This window comes from Streptomyces sp. NPDC111656 (assembly GCF_055656965.1).
The window spans coordinates 998,857-1,019,210 of record NZ_JBVKCA010000001.1; the positions used below are offsets into that span (position 1 = coordinate 998,857).

The window sequence follows — 20,354 nt, forward strand, 5'->3', positions numbered from 1 at the left end:
GGGGGCCGGGGATGGGGGATGGGGACGAAATGGGGCACGAAGAACTACTGACCGCGGACATCGAGGCCCGCGTGCTGGCCGAAGCCGACCGATGGCTGCGGGCGGGGCTGAGTACCGAGCCCTGCGACCGGCCGAGGGCCGAGGCATCGGTCGCCGCCGTGTACCGCGCCCATGGTCTGCCGGTCCCGCGGACCGTCGTATGGATGGACTCCCCGCTGGGCGGCGCACCGGCGTCCTGGGCACTGCGCCACGGGTGCGAGGACCGGCTCGACGGGACACTGTTCACCGACCTCGCCGCCGGTCCGCCGCTGCGGCTCTCGCCGCAGTTCGCGCGGCGGGCGGAGGAACGGATGCGCGGGCAACTCTCGGCGGGAGCCGACCGGCCGCGGGCCGGTCGCGCCAGAAGACCGCTGACCGGCACCTTCTGGGACACCTCCGAAGCGAGGACACGACTGGTACGGGCCCTGGGCGAGCCCCTCTACGACATGCTCGGCCTGCACTGGGAACGCGGCGAGTCCGGCGCCTACGAACTGGAGGAGGAGATGAGCCGTGTCCTTTCCCGGTCGACGGACCCCGCGCCGGGGCGTTTCGGCGGGCTGGTGCGGCGCCGCCTTCAGGACAGGCTCCGCGGTCCGGTGCCGGAGCACATCGTTCGGCCCGTCCGCGTCATGGACGTCATCACCCCGCCACCGCCGCCGAGCCGGGAGGAGATCTACTTCCGGCAGGAGTTCGGCGGCAGGCTGGACAGCTGGTCCGCCGCAGGGGAGTTGATCCACTGGCGCTGCATGCTCGCCGCCGCCGGGATGCCCGGCTCGCCCGCCCTGGAAGCCCTGCAGGAGGCCCTGTACCAGGTGGGCGCCTGGTGGCCGCTGGAGGACGCCGTCGTCCTCACCGAGCGCCCCGTCGTCCTGCTGCACCAGGACGGGACGGACACCACCGCGCCGCACGTACGGATCGGGTACGCGGACGGCTGGCAGGTGGAGGACGTCTAGACGAGCGGCGTGGGGCCCCGGTCGCCCCTCCCGGTGAGGAGGGGCGACGGGGGCCGGACCTGTGAACGCGCGGTCAGACGGTGTCGAAGGTGTAGAACGCGGTGTGATCCAGCAGGTCCGCCGGCTTCACGTCGTTCCACGGCTTCATGGTCTCGCCGAGGTCCACGACGTCGGGGGTGCCGGAGAGCGGCAGATAGCCGGAGGCGGGATGGCGGCGCTGCCAGTCGGCCCAGAGCTTGTCTATGTAGGCGTGGTGCAGCCAGAAGACGGGGTCGTTGGGGGAGACACCGGTGGCCATCTGGCCACCGACCCAGACGTGCACCCGGTTGTGGAGGTTGACGCCGCGCCACCCTTCGAGGTGATTGCGGAAACCGTCCGAGGAACTGTTCCAGGGCGCCATGTCGTACGTCGCCATGCCGAGCACGGAGTCCACCTCGGCGCGGGTCGGCAGCTCACGGACACCGCTGCCGAGTGAACGCCGCAGATACGTACGCCCGTCGACGCGCACGCTGATCGGCCAGTTGCCCGCGGAGGCCGCGAAGGGGCCGTCCATCACCCGGCCGTCCAGGCTGCGCCCGGTGCCGCCGAGGAAGTCGGGAGCCCACAGGGTGGAACGGGGCGAACGGTCGGTGCTCCAGTCCCAGTACGGCAGGGCGACGGAGGCGTCCACGGACTGCAGGGCACGCTCGAACTCCAGCAGGAATCTGCGGTGCCAGGGCAGGAAGGAGGGCGAACGGTGCCCCGTCCGTTCGCCGTTGTCCGTGTCGCCGAGGATGAACGCGTTGTGCGTGGTGACGAAGGCGTCGTACCGGCCACTGCGCTTCAGCTGGAGGAGCGCGTCGACGAAACGCCGCTTCTCGTCGGCGGTCAGGTTCGCCTGGTTCTTGCGTACGGTCATGTGCGGGACTCCACGGTGTGCTGACGGGGCTGGGTCACTGCTGGGGCATGGGCATGCCGAGGGGGACGAGCGGTGCCCCCTGGAGTTCCACGACCGCGGCGCGGGCGGCGGCGCGCGGGGTGGGCACCGGGTCGTAGTGGCTGACGACGCTGATCCAGCTGCCGTCGGCGTTCTGCATCACGTGCAGCTCGACCCCGTCGATGAACACGGCGTACCCGGCGCCGTGTTCGTGATGGTGACCGCCTCCGCCGGCGGCGCGGCCCGTGATGCGACGACCCCGGTAGACCTCGTCGAAGGCCTCGGGCCCGCCGTGGTGTCCGGTGTCCGCGGCCCTGGCCACGGCGACGGTCTGGGCGCCGGCCGCGGCGGCGAGGGCGGCCGCGGCCCCGAGGGCACGGCGACGGGTGAGTTCCGGCATGCGGAGACCTCCTGCGATCAAGCTCGGTCGATGACCCGATATGCCTATCGGTTCGTCGGAGAGTGGGAGAAATCGCCGAATGTCGGTTGGCCGCGATCAGGACAATTAAGTAAATGTCGTGCAAGGTTGAACGAAGATGATCTTGCTGTACGGGTGTCCGTGATCGACCGGAAGGTGGAATTCCTCCGGCCGGTGGACGTTCCGCCGATGATCTTCCCGGGTCGGCCGATGGCGGGTGGCGCGGCTCACGCCCGCAAGCTGGCGCGAACCGCGGGGGTCGCGCCTGTCGACCGCTTCGGCGGTGACATCACGCTGGGACGCAACCTGTACATCGGGGTTCAAGCGGCGGCTGGGTCCGCGCGTGGCGCGCACGGTGCAGGCCCGCTCGCGCCGGTAGCTCCCCCTGAAGTGCGGCTCCCCTTGGGTGAATGGCAATTCACCAGCTATGGTGAATTGCCATTCACCAACCTTCTTCGCGCCGACTTCTGGAGAGTTCATGGTGGCACTGCGTGACCGACTGACGGTCCCGGTCCTCGCGCTCGGCGGGAGCCTCATGGCCGTGATGCAGGTGGTGGTGGTGCCGCTGCTGCCCGACCTGCCGCGGCTGACGGGTGCGTCGGCGGGAGCCGTGTCCTGGATGGTGACGGCGACGCTGCTGACCGGAGCGGTGCTCAACCCGGTGCTGGGCCGCGCCGGCGACATGTACGGCAAGAAGAAGGTGCTGCTGATCGCCCTCGGGATGATGACGGTCGGCTCGCTCATGTGCGCCCTCACGTCCGACATCCGCATACTCATCGCGGCCCGAGCCCTGCAAGGGGCCGCGGCCGCCGTCGTACCGTTGTCGATCAGTCTTCTGCGGGACGAACTGCCGCCCGAGCGCACGGGTTCCGCGGTGGCGCTGATGAGCTCCACCGTCGGGATCGGCGCCGCCCTCGGCCTGCCGATCGCCGCGATGGTGGTTCAGTACGCCAGCTGGCACGTCATGTTCTGGGGGACGACGGCGGTCGGCGCCCTCGGGACGGCGCTGGCCTGGTGGGCGGTGCGCGAGTCGCCCGTCCGCGAGCCGGGCCGCTTCGACATGACCGGCGCGCTGGGCCTGGCCCTGGGGCTCTCGTGTCTGCTGCTGGGGGTGTCACAGGGCGGCCAGTGGGGCTGGTCCAGCCCCCGGATCCTCGGTCTGTTCGTCGGGAGCGTCTGCGTCCTCGGCCTGTGGTGGGCGCAGCAACTCCGTACCGCACGCCCCCTGGTGGACCTGAAACTGGCGACCAGCCCCCGCGTCGCCCTGCCTCATGTCGCGGCGCTCCTGACCGGCTTCGCCTTCTACGCCAACTCCCTGGTGACGGCGCAGCTGGTGCAGGCGCCCAAGGCGACCGGCTACGGCCTCGAGCTGTCCATCGTGGCGACGGGCCTGGTCCTGCTGCCCGGCGGGGTGATCATGCTGCTGCTCTCGCCGGTCTCGGCGCGCATCTCGGCGGCCCGCGGCGCCCGGGTGACGCTGGCCCTCGGCACCCTGGTCATCGCCGCCGGCTACGGCATACGCATCATCAACAGCCACAGCCTGCTGGTGATCCTGCTGGGCTCCGCGGTCTGCGCGATGGGCACCGCGTTCTCCTACTCGGCGCTGCCCACCCTCATCCTGCGTGCGGTGCCCGCCGGGCAGACCGCGTCCGCGAACGGCGTCAACGTGCTGATGCGCACCGTCGGCCAGGCCGTGAGCAGCGCCGCCGTCGCCGCCATCCTGGTCCACCACACCAGCCTCGTCGGCGGTGCCCCGATCCCCACGCTGCACGGCTATCTGCTGGCCTTCGCCATGGCGGGTACGGTCGCACTGGTGGCCTGTGTCGCCGCCCTCGTCATACCCGCCGACCCCACCCTCAGCGACACCCGACGGGCCTCCAGCAGTGCGGACGCACCTCGGGACGAGGCATTCGAAGGAGCCTGAGCACCGTGTCCACTCCGCCCCCCGGCCTCAGCGCGACCCCGATCGCCCCACCGCGCCGGGACGCCGAGGCCACGAAGGCCGCCATCCTCCGCGCGGCCCGCCATCTGATGGCCCGGCACGCCCACGCGGACATCACGCTCAAGGCGATCGCCGACCGCGCGGGGGTGAGCGCTCCGCTGATCCTCAAGTACTTCGGGAACAAGGACGCGCTCTTCGGGCGCGTGATGTCCTTCGAGGCGGATGCCGCCGCCCTCCTGGACGCACCCCTGGACCAACTCGGCCCCCACATGGTCCGCCAGGTGCTCGTCGGCCAGACCGAGCGCGGAGCCGACCCCGTCCTGCGGATCATCTTCGCCCCGCGCCAGGGCGACCAGGGCGACATCATGCGCGCCAACTTCCGCACCCAGGTCAGTGACCGCCTCGCCCTGCGGCTGAGCGGCCCCGACGCGGGCCTGCGCGCCGAACTCGCCGTCGGCACACTGCTCGGGCTCGGCGCGATGTACGGCATCGCACGCGGCACCCGGCTGCGCGCCACCGCGATCGAGGACATCGTCGACCGGTACGGCCCCACGGTCCAGGCACTCCTGACGCCGTGAGGCGAAGGACGCTGCCGGACGGGAACACCCGCCCCCGTCTCAGTTCACGCCGTTCGGACGGAACTGGACGCTGATCCGCGGCCCCGCAGCCCGCGCCGTCTTGGGAATGGCGTGCTCCCAGGTGCGCTGGCAGGAGCCGCCCATCACGATCAGGTCGCCGTGTCCGAGCGGGCGCCGTACGGTCTCCCCGCCGCGCCGCGGGCGCAGCAACAGGTCGCGGGGAGCGCCCACGGAGAGGATCGCGACCATGGTGTCCTCCCGTGCGCCCCGCCCGATCCGGTCCCCGTGCCAGGCCACGCTGTCGCGGCCGTCCCGGTAGTAGCACAGGCCCGCGGTGGTGAACGGTTCGCCCAGCTCACGGGTGTAGTGCGCGGACAGCGCCTGTCGCGCCTCGTCGAGGATCGGGTGCGGCAGCGCGTCGCCCGCCCGGTAGTACGCGAGCAGCCTCGGTACGTCCACCACGTGCTCGTACATCTGCCGCCGCTCCGCCCGCCACGGCACCTCGTCGACGAGCCGTGCGAACAGGGCGTCGGCGCCGCCGAGCCATCCGGGCAACAGGTCGATCCAGGCCCCGTCGCCCAGGACCGTCCGGCGCGTCGCGTTCAACTGACTGAGGTGGAGCTCGTCGGTCTGGTCGAACAGCGAGCCCTGGAGGTGCGTGGACATGCCTCCAGCCTACTCCGTATTCGAATATACGTTCCATTGATGTCTCAGGGCAGCCTGGCGTCGGCCTCCGTGAGGACCGCGTGGATGACGTGCTCGGCGTTGGCGGCGATCACCGGATTGGTGACGCGGTAGTACGGGAGCTGGATGAGCGCCATGGACAGGGCCCAGCCGCGCCCCCGTGCCCAGGTGGCGTCGTCGGCGCCCGCCGCCTGCCGGAAGGTGTCCCGCGCCTCGGTGGGGAGCAGGTTCCAGGCCGGGATGAGATCGCAGGCCGGGTCGCCGACGCCGACGGTGCCGAAGTCCAGCACGGCGTCGAGCCGGCTTCCGTGGGTGAGCAGATTGCCGGGCATCAGGTCGGAGTGGACCCATAGGGGCGGACCGGTCCACGCGGGCGCGGCGAGCGCCGCCTCCCAGGCGGCGGTGGCGGCGGAGGTGTCGATCGTGCCGCGCAGCTCGTCGAGCGCGGAGCGCGTCATGGCATCGGCGGTGGACAGGGGCACACCCCGATAGGCGGTCGGCCCGTCGGGCAGCCGGACCCGGCGCAGCGCGGCCACGAAGGCGCCGAGGTCGGCGGCCAGGGGCAGCGGATCGGTGAGACGGCCTGCGTGCGGGGGTTCGCCGTCGAGCCAGCGCTGCACCATCCAGGGCCACGGGTAGCCCTCGCCGGGTGTGCCGGTGGCGAGGATCTCGGGGACGGCGGCCGGGAGCAGCGGGGCGAGGCGGGGCACCCAGTGCGCTTCCTTGGTCACGTCCTCGGCGCCCCCTTCGATCCGGGGGAGGCGTACGGCCAGGTCGTCGCCGAGCCGGTACAGGGCGTTGACGGTACCCGCCGACGGGAAGTGCTTCAGGGGCAGCTCGGCCCAGCGTGGGAACTGTGCGGCCAGCAGCCGTCGCACGAGCGAGGTGTCGATCGGGAACTCGCCGGGACGCATCGGGCCCTCGGGGATCGTTTGCGCTTCTGGTTCTCTGTCTGACACGGGGCTCAACTATGCCTGGAGCGAGGGAGGTTCGCGCTTCTTTTTCGCGACAGGCAACCTGGCGCACGCCGTCGCCGTCTTGATCGACAACGGATGGGCGGCGCGACAACCGCGGTACGGCATGGATTCACGAGTGGAAATCCAGCACACTATACGCTCCGTGTATACAAAGTGTGTATACGTGAGGGTCGAGTCGTCGGGTGCCGCCGATCCGTGAAAGTCAGCCGATCGAAAGGGATCCATGTACGGCAAGGCCTTCGCCCCCGAGTACCAGGGCGCTTTGACCACCCTGTCCGTGAACTCCTCGCTGACCGATGTCCTGGCGGCGGGTACCGAGCAACTGCGCGCCGCCGAGCGTGTGGGCGCCCGTGCCGAGGCGGCCCGTTCGGGCCTGGCGGTCGCCGAGGCGCACCGCAGGCTCGGGCAGGTGGCCGACGCCGACCGGGCATGGAAGGCGAGCTACCGCACCGCCCGCGAGGCCCGGGACACCGGCGCGATGGCGTGGGCGCTGTGGAGCGGCGGCACCCTGGCCCGCCAGCGCGGGGCGTTCCCGCTGGCCTGGCGGCTGCTGCGACTGGCCGCCGAACTCGGCAAGCAGTCCGGGGACGTCGTCGTACGCGGCTACTCCCTGGCGGGCATGGCGGAGACCGGCCGCATCCAGGGCGACTACGCCGCCGTGACCGCTTTGCACGAACAACTGCTGGCCGAGGCCCGCAAGCGCGGCGAGGCCCGCCACACCGTGTGGGCCCTGGAGGGCATCGCGCAGATACACCGCAACACCGGTGCCTACGACACCGCGTACGCCATGTTCGAGGAAGCGGCCGAGATCGCCGCGCGCGCCGAGGACCGGCGCGGCCACGCCTGGGCTTTGCGCGGCCTCGCGGACATCGTCTCCGTACGCGACCGGGACCCGGACCGCGCGCTGGCACTGCTGAGCGAGGCGGAGGTGTCCTGCCGGGCGATGAACCTGTCCGGGGCACTCGCCTACAACCACAAGATGCGCGGCAACGTCCTCTACCGGGCCGGGCGTTATGAGCGGGCCCGGGACCTCTACGTGCAGGCACTGGCGGAGTTCGAGGCGATGAGCGAGCCGCGCGGGCGGGCGCTGTCCCGGCTCGGGCTGGTCAAGTCCCTGGCCAGGCTCGGTCGCGACCGGGCCGAGACCGCCGCCGAACTCACCGAACTGGCCCGCGTGTTGGAGGGCATCGGGCTGCGACACGCCCAGGAGATGGTCGAACGGGCGCGGACGGAACTCGGCCTCACTCCGGCGGAGGGCGCGGACACGGAGGCAGCCCGATGACCTCTCCCCGTACGGTCCTGACGGCGCCGCCCGCCGCCCCGGAGATCCTGGCGCGCTGCCGCGAACTGGTCGCCCCGGCCCTCGCGGAGGCGATCGACGGGCTGCACCCCTGGGTGGCGGAGATGGCCGGCTACGCGCTGGGCCGCTGCGAGGTAGGCGGCGCCCCCGCGACCCACCGCCAGGGCAAGGGCGTACGACAGGCACTCGCCGTGCTCGGGGCCGAGGCGGCCGGAGGCTCCGCCGAGGCGGGCGTGCCGGGCGCGGTCGCGGTGGAACTGCTGCACACCTTCTCGCTCCTGCACGACGACATCATGGACGGCGACGCGCTGCGCCGCGGCCGCCCCGCCGTGTGGAAGGCGTACGGCACCGGCCCCGCCGTCCTCACGGGCGACGCGCTCTTCGCCCTGGCCGTCGAGACGCTCACCACGGCGCCCGCGACCTCCCACGCCCCGGCGGCCGTACGGCGGTTGACGAGGGCCTCGCGCGATCTGGTCCGCGGACAGGCCGACGACCTGCTGTTCGCCCACCGCCCCTGGACCGGCCCCGACGCGGTGAGTGCGGGGGAGTACGAGGCGATGGCCGAGCACAAGACCGGTGCCTTGCTCGGCTGCGCGCTGGCCCTCGGGGCCGGGCTGGCGGGCGCGCCGCGGGAGACCGCCGCCGCCCTGGACCGCGCCGGACGGCATCTCGGGGTGGCCTTCCAGATCGCCGACGACCTGCTCGGCATCTGGGGCGATCCGGCCGTCACCGGGAAGCCCGTGCACGGTGATCTGCGGCACGGGAAGAAGACCCTCCCCGTTCTCGCCGCCCTGGCCGCGCCGGGCCGCTCCCCGCTCGCCGAACTCCTCGCCTCCACCGCCGTCCTCGACGACGGCGCCGTACGCCGGGCGGCGACCCTGGTCGAGCGGGCCGGCGGGCGCACGGCGGCCCTGGGCGCGGCGCGCCGGCATCTCACCGCGGCGGACACCCTGCTGGCGGGAGCCTCCCTGGCCCCGCGCCCCGCCGCGGACCTGCGGACGCTCCTCTCCTCCCTCGCCCACCGCGCGATCTGACACCTGCGCGCCTCCGGCTCCCCCCGCTGCGGGCCGGAGGCGCTGCGACCTCGATCACATGTGCGGGTTGGTGGACCTCGTCGGGCAACCACCGCCCCCCTCGTCGCATCTGTCGGGAGGGCCCGACAGCCTCCACGGCGTTCAACAGCGTCGTGCCTCAGGGCGGTTGGCGACGCTGGCCGCCCCCGTTCGAAGGAACTCAGTGCGTAGACCCCACATACGCCGCGTGGCGATCGCCGTCGCGGTCACGACGGCGGCCACGCTTCCGGCGGGCCCCGCCCTCGCGGCGCCCGACTCGCCCGCCCGTGCCGCGACTTCGGCCTCCTCACCGGTGGAGGCCGCCCGGGCCGCCGCGTACGCCCACGCCCCGGCCACCGGTGTCGGCCCGGGTGACACCCTGCGGGCCACGGACGTCATGACGGACCCGGACGGTAAGCAGCACGTCCGCTTCGTCCGCAGCCACCAGGGGCTCCCGGTGCTCGGCGGCGACCTCGTCGTCCACCTCGGCAAGCAGTCCGCCTACCTGGGCGTGACCCGGGCCGCTGACCACGCCGTCAAGCCGTCCACCACCGAGGCGAAGCTGACGCCCCAGCAGGCCGAACAGAAGGCCGCCGCGGTCGCCCAGGGCGACGCGGGCAGCGCCGAACTCGTCGTCGACGCCCGCGACGGCGCCGCCGCCCTCGCCTACCAGGTGCGCGTGACGGACAGCGACACCACCGAGGCCGGTGCCTCCCGCACGGTCGTCGTGGACGCGCAGAGCGGCCGGATCCGCAGCAACACCCCCGACAGCGACGAGTTCATCTCGCCGCACCTGGAGAAGACGCTGCGCGAGAAGGGCGAGACGGCGAGCCCGGTGACGGGCGTGGCCACCCAGCCGGCCGGCCTCCTCGGCGCGACGGCGGCCGCCCGCTACCCGGTCAAGGCCACCGGCAGCGGCACCTCCCTCTTCGCCGGCAAGGTGACGCTGACCACGACCCGGACCGCGCGCACCAGCTTCCTCCTCAAGGACCCCACCCGGTGGAACACCGAGACCCGGGACGCCAAGGGCGCGGAACTGGAAGCCTTCTCGCGCGGCACGAAGTTCACCAGCACCACCAACAAGTGGGGCACCGGCACCACCGCCAACCGGACCACCACCGCGGTCGACGCTCAGTACGGCATCACCCAGACGCTGGACTTCTACAAGAAGACCTTCGGCCGCAAGGGCATCAAGAACAACAGCACCGGCGCCCGCGCGATGGTCCACTTCGGCCGCAAGGTCGGCAACGCCTTCTGGGACTCGACGTGCGGCTGCATGCTCTACGGCGACGGTGACGGCGACATGTTCAAGAAGCCGCTGGTCGTCCTGGACGTCACCGGCCACGAGCTGACCCACGGCGTCGTCGACGCCACCGCCGCCCTCGAGCCCACCCGGGTGGACGCGGACGGCAACCAGTACGGCGAGCCGGGCGCACTCAACGAGTCACTCGCCGACATCTTCGGGTCCAACGTCGAGTTCTCCGCCAACAACCCGAAGAACCCGCCCAACTACCTCATGGGCGAGAAGCTGGGCCTCGCCCAGAAGTTCCTGCGCCGCCTCGACCACCCCTCCCTGGACAAGCTGGAGGGCACCATCGACTACTGGTCGCCCGCGGCGTACGACACCGAGGTGCACGCCGGTTCCGGCGTCTCCTCGCACGCGTACTACCTGCTCGCCGAGGGCAGTGGCCGCAAGACGATCGGCGGTGTGAAGTACGACTCGCCGACGTACGACGGCTCGCGGGTGACCGGCATCGGACGCGCCAAGGCGACCGCGATCTTCTACCGCGCGCTGACCCGCTACATGGTCTCCACGACCGACTTCCACGACGCGCGGACCGCGACCCTCAAGGCCGCCGCCGACATGTACGGGGCGACCAGCGCCGAGTACCGGGCGGTGGACGCGGCGTGGGCCGCCGTCAATGTCACCACCGCCAACACTCCGGCCGCCGGACGCTGACGGACGGGACGAGAAGGACGGCACGAGCAGGACGGCGCGAAGGCGCCAGAAGAAGGGGCCCCGCCATCGGGCGGGGCCCCTTTCGCCGTCCCCCCGGCGTCAGTGCTGCTGTGCCTTCTGCGGAGTCGCCTCACTCGGCCGTACGACGACCAGGCCGTCGCCCTCCAGCTTCAGCTGCACGGCCTCGCCCGAGCCGCCGCGGATCATCGAACCGATCGACTGCGAGCGGTGCAGCGAGGTGTGGAGCTGCGCGGTCCAGCCGACGACCGCGTCCGTGTCGACGTACACCGGCTGCTGCGGCGAGACGGGTATCACCAGCGGGTTGCCCTCGCAGATCAGCCCCAGTCTGCCGTGACCGCTGAAGACGCTGTTGAAGATGCCGCCGCCGGTGACGCCCGCGCCCTTCACGGTCTTTATGTCGTACGACAGCGTGGAGTCGAAGCACAGGACGTTGCGCCCGTTCACGGTGAACAGGTCGCCCGGCTCGATGTCGATGATGAAACAGTTCTGCGCCTCGTGCGCGAACCAGGCCTCGCCCTGTCCGCGCACCGTCATCAGCGGCAGACCCTCACCGGTGACCGCCCGCTTGAGCATGCCGCCCACGCCCTGGCCCTTGCGCTCGAACTGCAGATTTCCCCGGTAGGCGATCATCGCCCCCTGGCGCGCGAGCATGTCGCCGTTGACGGCGTACTTGATCGACTTGGCGTTCTGGATGGTCATGCCCGGCGTGACGGCGGGCTGCACCATGTGGTCACTGGAAAAGAGATCACCCTTCATGCGGGCATCTTGGCCCGGAGGGTTTGGTTCCGCCAAGATCGCCGACATCCCGGGACCGTTGGGGGCGGTCGGCGACTGCCGGGAACGCGCGAAGGGCCGGTCCGGTGGTACCGGACCGGCCCTGGGGGGAGTCGTCAGGAGGCGCTGGCGGTGCCGACCTGGCTGTGCAGGCGGGCGACGACCTCGGTGAGCTGGGCGGCGACCTCGGCGTCGTCGACCGGGTGGGTCTCGGCGAAGCGGACCACGGAGCCGGGAACGGAGAGCTTGAGGTCCTCCAGGACGGCGGCACCCGCGATCCCGAGGGCCTTACGGGCCTCGTCCTGGGCCCAGACGCCACCGAATTGACCGTACGCGGTGCCGACCACGGCGGCGGGCTTACCGGTGAAGGCGCTGGCGCCGTACGGACGCGACAGCCAGTCGATGGCGTTCTTCAGGACGGCCGTGATCGTGCCGTTGTACTCGGGCGAGAAGAGCAGAAAGGCGTCGGCGCGGCCCGCGGCCTCGCGCAGGGCGATGGCGGCGGCCGGCACCTTGCCCTCGACGTCGAGGTCCTCGTTGTAGAACGGGACCTCGGCGAGCCCCTCGAACAGCTCGATCTCCGCGCCCTCGGGGGCGAGCTTGACAGCCGCCTCCGCGAGCTGACGGTTGTGGGAGCCGGCGCGAAGGCTGCCGACGAGCGCGAGGATGCGTACGGACATGGGGAACTCCCGGGGACGAAACATTGCGGCAATAAAACGGACCGAGGTCCGCTTGCTGGTCTGTTTAATGTTGTAGCAGCTAAACGGACCAGGGTCCAGTTGCCCCCGTCTGCCGTTACGCTGTGTTCATGTCCACCCCACTTCCGCCCTTCCCGAGGGGGCAGGAACCCTCGGGAGCCCCGGTCCCGCTGGAGCTGACCGTCGGGCCCGCCGCGCCGCAGCTCCGCGCCGATGCCGCACGCAACCGCGCCCGGCTGCTGGAGGCCGCCACCCGCCTGGTGGAGGAGCACGGGGTCGCCAATGTGACCATGGAGGCCGTCGCCGTCGCGGCCTCGGTGGGCAAGGGAACCGTCTTCCGGCGCTTCGGTGACCGCACCGGCCTGCTGATGGCCCTGCTCGACCACACGGAGCAGCAGTTCCAGGCCGCTTTCCTCAGCGGCCCGCCACCTCTCGGCCCCGGCGCGTCCCCGGCGGACCGCCTGCACGCCTTCGGCTGCCGGGTCCTGCGCGAGATCCACGACCGGCTCGACCTGTACATCGCCGCCGAGCCGGACGCCTCCCGCCGCTTCAGCTCCGCCCCGTACCGCGTCCGCTTCACCCACGTCGCCATGCTCCTGCGCGAGGCCGTGCCCGGCGCGGACGGTGTTCTCCTCGCCCAGACCCTCATGGGCTACCTGGAACCCGCCCTGATCCACCACTTGACGCGCCAGTGCGGGATGCCGCTCGAGCGCCTGGAGTCCGGCTGGCACGACCTCGTGAAGCGGACCACCTGCCCGGTGTCCGACTAGCTTGCGGAGTCCGTCAGCTGAACGGGTCCAGCGTGACGTACGCCTGTTGGGGGTTGCCGTCGTGGACGAGGGACTCGTAGTTGCCGACGTCGTCGAAGGCGAACGCGTAGGCCTTGCCGTCGGCCATCTGCGCGTGGATCTTGCGGGCGTACTGGTTGGTCACCGTGTCCTGGTAGAAGTTCGCCGAGCTCGTGTCCGGCTGGTTGGGGTTGGTGAGAAGGGTCGAGCGGTTGAATCCCGCGCACAGGGTCCGTGAAATGGGGCCGCGTACCAGGTCGTTGGGGGCGTCCAGCCGCTTGTAGCAACCGAAGATGCTGTCCGAGTCGGGCTTCTGGAAGCTGGTGACGACCGCTCCGGCGCTGTTGGTGAAGTTCATGACGTCACCGGAGACCCGCCCGAAGTACTTCGTGTTCGGGTGATCGGTGAACGGCGTCACCGTCAGCGTCGACGAACTGTACTTCTGCCACACGCGGTTGACGTAGTCGTCCATGACGGTGCCTGGCAGCGCGCCCGCCTCGATGCCGTGGCCGGGAGCCAGCGCCCGCAGGACGGTGCCGTCGGACCGGGTCTGGATCAGATTGGCCCAGCCGCCCGGCTGACCGCGCAGGGCGTTGAAGAACCCGGTGTAGCCCCCCGTCTTGAGGTGGCCGGTGTTCTTGGTGCTCCCGTCGGCGAGTTGGACCCCGACGGCGTACGGGGCCGAGAACATGTCGACCTGGGTGCTGTTGATCCACAGCCCGGAGTCGTTGAGCGTGTACTCGGACCAGTTGAAGAGGATGTTGCGGTTGGGGTCGCTCGGGTTCTGCACGGCCGGCTGCACCAGACCGCCGGTGGTCAGGCGGAAGTCGAGTTTCTGGCCGTAGGAGAAGTAGATCCGGCCGGAGAACTTGGGCATCCGGATCGTCATCGACTGGCCGTTGGCCGGTCCTGTGATCGAGGCGTCGGGCGCGGGCGTCGGCGGATTGCCTCCGGCGGGCCAGGCGTGGAACGTGCCGTTCGCGTCGGCCCAGCCCTGCTGGCCCGTCGAGAGGAGTGTTCCGAGGTCGTAGATGTAAACGGGTTCGCTGCGGCCGGAGTTGTTCGTGAACTTCAGCGGGATCGTCGCCGGGACGGCCGCGTTCGCGTCGGAGGGGGCGCCGAACGTGAGAAGCGCCGTGGTGACGGTGGCCGCAGCCACCGCCAGGGCATGCCATTTGAGACTCCTGAGCCTTCTGGGCACTCGCTCTCTCCTTGGGTGGGGGGATTCCAACGAGGTGGATTCCGGCGGAGTGGAGCCGTCCGGTTCTCGTTGAGAGCGCTCTCAGAATTGCGGTGGGTGACGTGCATGTCAACGATTCGGACAGGATTGGTCTGGTCCAACTCGGCCTGGGGTGGCGGCACATGGGGATGTCCACGGCGGATCCGGCGGGTGGCCGGCGGGAGTGGTCGCCCATACCGGTGGGAGCGCGCTGAGCTGCTGCTCGATGGCCGCGCGGCCATCGTCGTCAACGGTATGGGGCGTTCCTGACGGGGCATCGGAGATGGCTGGAAGGGCTGCCTGAAGGGGACTCGCATCGAGGAAGTGCGCGGGGGTTGCAACGGAGCTCCGCTGCCCGCTCCGAACTCCCGCCAGTGCGGTTGAAGCCGCGGGGCCGGGTGAGTCGCCCCGCGGTCGCGTTCCTGGAGCGGGTATCCGCGAGGCGTGGTTGCCGCCCCCCCCTGGGCAGGGGGCGCCCAGGGGGCGGGGGTGCGTCTCGTGGTGATCGGTTCGGGCAGGAGACCAGCCTGTCGCCGGGTTCGTCAACCGGGTCGGCGGCGTACCGGGCGAGCCAAGCGCCCACGGCGTCGTCCAGGGCATCGCCGTCCAGGCAGGACAGGAGTCGCCCCAGCGTGGAGGCGTTCGGTGTGCTGGAGGCCGGTCCGAGTGATTTGCGCAGGTCGGAGTCGGTATCGGCGGCCAGGGGCGTTGCTCCGCCGAGGACGGCGACCAGGCACAGCGCGAGCAGAGAGCCCAGACACCTCACGTTGCTAACGCGTCAAGTCAGCGCGATGAAAGACTTTCGAACACCGTTTGGGGTGTAGAACCAGCGATGCATCGGTCGATGACGTAGAGCACCGACCAAGCGACTTACTCCGGATGGAGAGCGGCCAAGCGCGGCAGTCGGTGAGCCATCTCCCCTCGGTCGTCGAAGTCCGGCCAGGTCCAGGCCGTCGGCCGCCGAGGCTTGCACGATGGGCAGTTCTGCGAGGGCATCAGGATCAGCGACTATGGTTCGAAGACCTCGCGTCCCTGCGTGATCAGCCAGCCGCGGAAGTAGTCGAAGCCGTCGTCGGAGCAGCCGCCGTTGATGACGTAGGCAGCGGCCCACAAGGGGTTCGTGTAGGAGTCGGCCATCAGGCCCCACAACACCTGTTGGGCAGCGACGATCTCCTCGGCAGGGCGGGTGGCCAGCAGCGATGTCGTCTAGCGAGCGACCGTTTCGCTCTCGTTCGGGTCGATCGCCTGGTTGCGTGCTGCCGCGATGAGCTGCCAGAACTGCTGTTTTTTCATGGTGGCAGAACATGCCACCAGACACCGACAGCGCACGGTTCCCGCTCATCGGAGGTCACGCTGCCACTGTCTCTTTCTCCTGGCCTGAGGCGGGGAACGCGGTGTGCCCGTCGAACAGCTTGCGGTGCTGGAGGCAGTGGTAGAGCTGGCCGACCATGCGGTTGAAGAGGTTGCGCCGGGCGGCCGCGTGCCAGTCACCGTGTTCGCGTCGTCGCCGGTAGTGGGCGTCGGCCCCGGCGGACGCCCGGAGTGAAGGCCCAGAGACATCCCACTGCGTTAAGGCGTCAAGCGACAGCCGAAAGGATCTCCGGCGTCGGCCGGTTCGGGAAGGCTTTCACCGGGTCGTAGGGCACTCCGTGGTGCAGGCAGAAGAACAGCATCCCGAGGAACCGATTGAAGAGGTTGCGGAGGGCGGCGACATGCCTGTCTCCTGCCTCCCGGCGGCGGTCGTAGTGGCCTCTGGCCTCCGTCGAGCCCCGCAGGGAGGCGAAGGCCCAGGTGTAGCCGGTAGGCCTCAGTCCTGTGACCGGCGGGGCGACCCGATCCCGCTCGATTGCTACTGAACTTGAATGCGTGATGTCGGCTTGGTCGTGGTCATCTGTCCATGGTCAGGCCAGTGCCTGCGAGGCAGTGTCGCTGCACACGGCACGGCAGCTAAGGATGAAGGCGTCGACGGCGTCGTCAACCAGTTGGGTGTGCGGTCGGGCGACACCGATCTGGCTGGGACTGACGCCCGTCACGGGCCGGTAGACGACGTCTGGGCGCTGGTAGAAGCGGGCGGTCGCCTCGGGAGTGAGGCTGATGCCCTGGCCGTGGGCGATCGCGTTGAGCCATTCATCGGGGTGGTGCGCGACCGCGCCGATGCGCACCGGGTGACCCTTGCGCTCATCGGCCGCGAGCCAGTAGTCGCGCCACTCCCCTGACTCGGCGGGGGTCGCCACGAACGGTTCGTCGTACAGATCCTGGAACCGGATCCGGTCCTCCCCTGCGAGGCGATGCCCCGCAGGCAGGGCGACCCAGCGTGGCTCGGTCAGCAGCACCTCGACGTCGAAGTCGCTCTGCGCGGGCACTGGCAGGCGCAGCAGCGCCACGTCGACTTCACCGGTGGCCAACCCGGCGGTGGGGTCGGTCCATTCGGTCTGCCGCATCTGGACCCGCCAGCCGGGGCGCCGCCGGGCGAAGTCGGCGATGATCAGCTGGGTGCGCTCATTGGCGGCGCTGGCCACGAAGCCGACCCGTAGCGTGCGTGCGGCCCGGGTCGTGGCGCCCCGGGTGACTCGCAGCGCACGCTCCCAAGCGGTCAGCACGGCGCCGGCGTGGGCGGCCAGAGCCTCACCGGCCTCGGTGGGGGCCATCCCGGCGCGGGAACGGACGAACAGGTCCACTCCCAGCTGGGCTTCCAGCTGCCGTATCTGCTTCGTCAGCGCGGGCTGCGAGATGTACAGACGCTCGGCAGCCCGCGTGAGGTTGCCTTCCTCGACCACCGCGGCGAAGTACCTCAACTGACGGGTGTCGATATCCATGCCGCCAGGTTATGGAAGCAGGTATTGGACGACTACAGCGGCCTGGCGAGATCGTTGATCACGCGACCGGGACAGCCCGGTACCGAACCCGCCGGGGAGCATCCAGATGACGACGAGTGAAGCCGTGTCCGACCCCAAGGTCGAGGCCATCAACCACTTCTTCTCCGCCTACGCCGCCAACGACGTCAAAGCGATGAGCGTGGTCCTGGCTCCGGACATCGAGTGGACCATCCCGGGCCACCACCCTCTGTCGGGCACCAAGCACGGACTCGACGAAGTGGTCAGCTTCTTCGACCAGCTCGGCAAGGCGGGCTTCCAGGCCGAACCCGTGTTTCTCGGCAGCAACGGCGAGTACGTCGTCGACATCCACCGAGGCTGGACGACTCAGGGCGTGGGCCAGGTCGACACGATGTGGGCACTGGTATGGCACTTCGACGCCGACGGCCAGGTCGATCGAGTGGTCAACCTCAGCGGCGACCAGCACCAGATGGACAACTACGTCTGGGCCAACTTCCCGCTGGCACCCCTTCCAGCCCGCCTCGCCCGATGACAGAAGGAAACAGCATGAAAATCATTGTGATCGGAGCAACCGGCACCATCGGCCGTGCGGTCGCAGACGCGCTGGAGACCGAGCATGAGGTGATACGGGCTTCACGCGACAGCAGCCCACGGGTCGACCTGGAGATACCGGCCTCCATCGACGCCCTTTTCGACACCGTCGGCAAGGTGGACGCGGTCATCTGCTGCGCGGCCAGCGGTCAGCTGACTCCGCTCACATCCCCTTCCGACGACGAGTTCACTCTCGGTCTGAAAGGCAAGCTGCTGGGACAGGTGAAGCTGCTACGCCGGGCCCTGGACCACGTGCGGGACGGCGGGTCCATCACGCTCACCAGCGGCATCTTCCAAGAGCCCACGCCAGGCAGCTCGTTCGGCGCTCTGGTCAATGCCGGACTGGAGGCGTTCGTCCGGGCGGCAGCCATCGAAATGCCCCGCGGGGTAAGGGTGAACGTCGTCAGCCCAGGGTGGGTGAAGGAGACGCTCGAAAAGCTCGGTATGGACAACGGTGGAGGCACGCCGTTGAGCGACGTCGCCCACACCTACATCGAAGTTGTCACAGGAGAGATGCAGGGACAGACCTTGACCCCTCTCCTCCGCTGACAGCCGGAGCGTCGGCAAACGAGCGGGACGCCGCTACTGAACCGGCTTGGTCGGCGTCAGCCGTCCATGGTCAGGCCGGTGCCCGCAAGGCAGCCGTCGATGAGGTGCGGACAGTACTGAGTCTTCTTGAGGCTGCGCTTCACTGCGGTGGCGAGATGGTCGAGGTTCGCGGCGGCGAGATTGCCGATGGTCCGTTTCACCAGTGACCAGATGCCTTCCTGCGGGTTGAGATCGGGTGCGTAGACGGGAAAGTGGAAGACGGTCAGCCACTCCTCGTTCGCGGCGATGAACTCCTTCATTTGCGGCATGAGGTGAGTGCGCAGGTTGTCCCAGACCAGGACGAGGGGCCTTTGAGCTGGCGGTGTGCTCGTACGATGAGATCGCGGTAGTCCTGCCAAGTAAAACCCTTGGGTTCGCCCTTGTGCCCCCGGTGGACGCGGAAGCTGTAGATGAGCCGAGACCGCTCTCCTGGAAGGAAGCAGGACATCCCTGCCATCGAAGCGCGTCCCGAACCCCGGCCCCGGACGCGGACAACCGGAGTACGGCCGACCTGGCCCCAGGTTCTCGCGCGTGGCGGCCTGAGCGACTGACTGGCCTCGTCCTCGCAAACGATCCAGGCTCCGCGGGCCGCCGCCGCGCTTTTACCTGCGGCCACACCTCCGCCTTCCACAGCTCCACTGCCTCGTCGTCGCGTTCGATCGCCCGGCGAGCCGGCTGCTGCCAGGACCAGCCATGGCGCTTGAGCAGTCGCCATGTCCCCTGAACCGTGTAGCTGACGTGGAACAATCTCCCGATCAGCGTCTTCGCCCGCGCCAGGGTCCACCGCTGGTCATTCCAGCCATGGGCGAGCGGACCACGCTTCAACTCCCTTTCCAGCCTGGCGATCTGCACACCCGACAGCCTCGGACGCCCGGGCGAACCCTTCGACCGGACACCCTCCTTGCCCTGCTCCCGCCACTGCCGACGCCAGCGTTCCACCGACCGCTCACTCACCCTCAGCGCGGCCGCGACATCCCTGCTCCTCGCACCACACTCGAAGCGACCGACTGCCTCCAGCCGCACCCGCTCCCTCGCAGCCCTCTTGGCGTCGGTCAAACCACCGCCCTGCGCGTATCTCACGACCCACAACCACCGACTCGCCCCAGACACTGTCAGGCGAACAGCCCGACATCACCCAATCAATTTGAGTAGTGCTCACGGCACCGGGTGGAACCAGGGTTGACGGTCCGCCCTTCACATCCCATTAGGTAGCCGGCCTGGTTGAGCTGGGCGTTCTTCACCCAGCGCCTCGTGATGGACGACTCCTTGCCGGAGGCCCTGGTGACGGGCGAGGAGCCCGCGTACGCCTTCAGGCCACGGGCGTCGGCGAAGCGGGCGCGGTCGTCCCCGATCTCAGCCAGGATCCGGGCGGCGAGCTGGATGCCGAGCCCGGGAAGGCTCAGCAGGATCTCGGCGTCCGGGTGCTGAGGGAACGCCTCTTCCACCGCCTTCGCGAGGTCGTCGGCGGCCGTGCAGGCGGCGTCCAACTGGTTGAGCAGGGAGAGCATCTGCTTGCCAAGGGCGTCCTTGACGAGCAGCGGCTGGTGGGCCCACTCGGCGCGGAAGGCATCGCGCAGCCTGTCGGCCTCCGCCGTGATGCCGCACGGTCGTGTATCTCCGTCTGAGGCGTGTGCCTCATGTGCGGGGTTCGTGGTCGCTGAGCAGGTCCTGGAGGACGGCTTCCTCCTCGATACGTACGCCGAGTTCGGCCGGTGCGGGCGTCAGGTGCCGATCTCAGTCGGCCGTGGTGGGGGAACCGGTCAGCTGGCGTGCGCGGATGGTCCGCAGCTGAATGAAGATGGGGCAGGCTTTAGCGGTCATAACTGCCTCCGGGTTGCTCAAACATCGAAATCTGGGCAGAGGAGGGATTCTGAAGCAAGCTCGTTGTGTTCTGGTGCTCACTGCTCCGGTGCGCCCTGTTGGGGTTCGCGAGGGTTGTGGAAACTGATCCTTATGCAGTCGTCTCGTGAATTCATCCTGCCCCCTTTCTACTGCCCGCTGGCAGGGGGGTGCAGTCCGCTC

The 20,354-nt window shown here is 69.9% G+C and carries 19 protein-coding genes and 3 pseudogenes; 10 read left to right on the top strand and 12 right to left on the bottom strand.

What is annotated here, in order from left to right; all coding sequences use genetic code 11:
• Window positions 1-29 precede the first annotated feature (29 nt).
• Window positions 30-992, top strand: a complete 963-nt coding sequence (locus ACZ7M3_RS04610; RefSeq protein WP_472060675.1) for a hypothetical protein — start codon at window positions 30-32, stop codon at window positions 990-992.
• A gap of 73 nt (window positions 993-1,065) precedes the next feature.
• Here the strand turns inward: ACZ7M3_RS04610 and melC2 are convergent, their stop codons facing one another.
• Both melC2 and melC1 read right to left on the bottom strand, forming a co-directional pair.
• The gene (gene melC2, locus ACZ7M3_RS04615) at window positions 1,066-1,890 is read right to left on the bottom strand and encodes a tyrosinase MelC2 (protein ID WP_388532492.1); all 825 of its coding nucleotides are present in this window, start codon (window positions 1,888-1,890) and stop codon (window positions 1,066-1,068) included.
• A gap of 34 nt (window positions 1,891-1,924) precedes the next feature.
• Window positions 1,925-2,308, bottom strand: a complete 384-nt coding sequence (melC1, locus tag ACZ7M3_RS04620) for an apotyrosinase chaperone MelC1 (RefSeq protein ID WP_095856511.1) — start codon at window positions 2,306-2,308, stop codon at window positions 1,925-1,927.
• Between the two features lie 30 nt (window positions 2,309-2,338).
• On the opposite strand from melC1, the gene ACZ7M3_RS04625 reads away from it, so the two are divergent.
• Genes ACZ7M3_RS04625 through ACZ7M3_RS04635 form a run of 3 tightly spaced genes read left to right on the top strand, consistent with a single transcriptional unit; the run spans window position 2,339 to window position 4,846 of the window.
• Window positions 2,339-2,821: a hypothetical protein gene (locus ACZ7M3_RS04625; protein WP_472060677.1), complete on the top strand. Its 483-nt coding sequence runs from the start codon at window positions 2,339-2,341 to the stop codon at window positions 2,819-2,821.
• Entirely contained in the window at window positions 2,805-4,250 is a 1,446-nt protein-coding gene (locus ACZ7M3_RS04630; protein ID WP_472060678.1) for an MFS transporter, read from the top strand. Before ACZ7M3_RS04625 ends, ACZ7M3_RS04630 begins: the two co-directional genes overlap by 17 nt.
• Window positions 4,247-4,846, top strand: coding sequence for a TetR/AcrR family transcriptional regulator (locus ACZ7M3_RS04635; protein WP_472061033.1), 600 nt, complete (start codon window positions 4,247-4,249; stop codon window positions 4,844-4,846). Before ACZ7M3_RS04630 ends, ACZ7M3_RS04635 begins: the two co-directional genes overlap by 4 nt.
• Before the next feature lie 39 nt (window positions 4,847-4,885).
• On the opposite strand, the gene ACZ7M3_RS04640 is transcribed toward ACZ7M3_RS04635, so the two are convergent.
• On the bottom strand, window positions 4,886-5,512 hold the full coding sequence (locus ACZ7M3_RS04640; protein ID WP_472060680.1) for an alpha-ketoglutarate-dependent dioxygenase AlkB: 627 nt from the start codon (window positions 5,510-5,512) through the stop codon (window positions 4,886-4,888).
• A gap of 44 nt (window positions 5,513-5,556) precedes the next feature.
• On the bottom strand, window positions 5,557-6,444 hold the full coding sequence (locus ACZ7M3_RS04645; RefSeq protein WP_472060682.1) for an aminoglycoside phosphotransferase family protein: 888 nt from the start codon (window positions 6,442-6,444) through the stop codon (window positions 5,557-5,559).
• Window positions 6,445-6,730: 286 nt separating this feature from the next.
• Between ACZ7M3_RS04645 and ACZ7M3_RS04650 the strand changes: the two genes are divergently transcribed.
• The 3 genes from ACZ7M3_RS04650 to ACZ7M3_RS04660 all read left to right on the top strand — a co-directional run bounded on the left by ACZ7M3_RS04650 (window position 6,731) and on the right by ACZ7M3_RS04660 (window position 10,819).
• Window positions 6,731-7,789, top strand: coding sequence for a tetratricopeptide repeat protein (locus tag ACZ7M3_RS04650; protein ID WP_472060684.1), 1,059 nt, complete (start codon window positions 6,731-6,733; stop codon window positions 7,787-7,789).
• Complete coding sequence (locus tag ACZ7M3_RS04655) at window positions 7,786-8,841, top strand: polyprenyl synthetase family protein (protein WP_472060686.1); 1,056 nt, start codon at window positions 7,786-7,788, stop codon at window positions 8,839-8,841. The genes ACZ7M3_RS04650 and ACZ7M3_RS04655 overlap by 4 nt, the downstream gene beginning before the upstream one ends.
• 202 nt (window positions 8,842-9,043) lie before the next feature.
• Window positions 9,044-10,819 carry a M4 family metallopeptidase gene (locus ACZ7M3_RS04660; protein WP_472060688.1) on the top strand — a complete coding sequence of 592 codons (1,776 nt, stop codon included), beginning with the start codon at window positions 9,044-9,046 and terminating at the stop codon, window positions 10,817-10,819.
• A gap of 99 nt (window positions 10,820-10,918) precedes the next feature.
• On the opposite strand, the gene ACZ7M3_RS04665 is transcribed toward ACZ7M3_RS04660, so the two are convergent.
• Both ACZ7M3_RS04665 and ACZ7M3_RS04670 read right to left on the bottom strand, forming a co-directional pair.
• Window positions 10,919-11,596: an AIM24 family protein gene (locus tag ACZ7M3_RS04665; protein WP_095856519.1), complete on the bottom strand. Its 678-nt coding sequence runs from the start codon at window positions 11,594-11,596 to the stop codon at window positions 10,919-10,921.
• A 134-nt stretch (window positions 11,597-11,730) separates the two neighbouring features.
• On the bottom strand, window positions 11,731-12,294 hold the full coding sequence (locus ACZ7M3_RS04670) for an NAD(P)H-dependent oxidoreductase (protein WP_472060690.1): 564 nt from the start codon (window positions 12,292-12,294) through the stop codon (window positions 11,731-11,733).
• A 128-nt stretch (window positions 12,295-12,422) separates the two neighbouring features.
• On the opposite strand from ACZ7M3_RS04670, the gene ACZ7M3_RS04675 reads away from it, so the two are divergent.
• On the top strand, window positions 12,423-13,082 hold the full coding sequence (locus ACZ7M3_RS04675) for a TetR/AcrR family transcriptional regulator (RefSeq protein WP_472060692.1): 660 nt from the start codon (window positions 12,423-12,425) through the stop codon (window positions 13,080-13,082).
• Between the two features lie 13 nt (window positions 13,083-13,095).
• Here ACZ7M3_RS04675 and ACZ7M3_RS04680 read toward each other — a convergent pair whose 3' ends face one another.
• The 4 genes and pseudogenes from ACZ7M3_RS04680 to ACZ7M3_RS04695 all read right to left on the bottom strand — a co-directional run bounded on the left by ACZ7M3_RS04680 (window position 13,096) and on the right by ACZ7M3_RS04695 (window position 17,135).
• The gene (locus ACZ7M3_RS04680; protein WP_472061035.1) at window positions 13,096-14,259 is read right to left on the bottom strand and encodes a glycoside hydrolase family 64 protein; all 1,164 of its coding nucleotides are present in this window, start codon (window positions 14,257-14,259) and stop codon (window positions 13,096-13,098) included.
• A gap of 1,068 nt (window positions 14,260-15,327) precedes the next feature.
• Window positions 15,328-15,471 carry a DUF4240 domain-containing protein gene (locus ACZ7M3_RS04685; protein ID WP_472060694.1) on the bottom strand — a complete coding sequence of 48 codons (144 nt, stop codon included), beginning with the start codon at window positions 15,469-15,471 and terminating at the stop codon, window positions 15,328-15,330.
• Window positions 15,472-15,667: 196 nt separating this feature from the next.
• Window positions 15,668-15,865 (bottom strand): annotated as a pseudogene (locus ACZ7M3_RS04690) (IS110 family transposase); the annotation flags it as partial.
• A 355-nt stretch (window positions 15,866-16,220) separates the two neighbouring features.
• The gene (locus ACZ7M3_RS04695; protein ID WP_472060696.1) at window positions 16,221-17,135 is read right to left on the bottom strand and encodes a LysR family transcriptional regulator; all 915 of its coding nucleotides are present in this window, start codon (window positions 17,133-17,135) and stop codon (window positions 16,221-16,223) included.
• A 106-nt stretch (window positions 17,136-17,241) separates the two neighbouring features.
• Between ACZ7M3_RS04695 and ACZ7M3_RS04700 the strand changes: the two genes are divergently transcribed.
• Both ACZ7M3_RS04700 and ACZ7M3_RS04705 read left to right on the top strand, forming a co-directional pair.
• Window positions 17,242-17,685, top strand: coding sequence for a nuclear transport factor 2 family protein (locus ACZ7M3_RS04700; protein ID WP_472060697.1), 444 nt, complete (start codon window positions 17,242-17,244; stop codon window positions 17,683-17,685).
• A gap of 14 nt (window positions 17,686-17,699) precedes the next feature.
• Window positions 17,700-18,293, top strand: a complete 594-nt coding sequence (locus ACZ7M3_RS04705) for a short chain dehydrogenase (protein WP_472061037.1) — start codon at window positions 17,700-17,702, stop codon at window positions 18,291-18,293.
• A 56-nt stretch (window positions 18,294-18,349) separates the two neighbouring features.
• Here the strand turns inward: ACZ7M3_RS04705 and ACZ7M3_RS04710 are convergent.
• A pseudogene (locus ACZ7M3_RS04710) lies at window positions 18,350-19,412 on the bottom strand (IS630 family transposase).
• 68 nt (window positions 19,413-19,480) lie between these two features.
• A pseudogene (locus tag ACZ7M3_RS04715) lies at window positions 19,481-19,942 on the bottom strand (transposase); the annotation flags it as partial.
• Window positions 19,943-20,354: the final 412 nt, after the last annotated feature.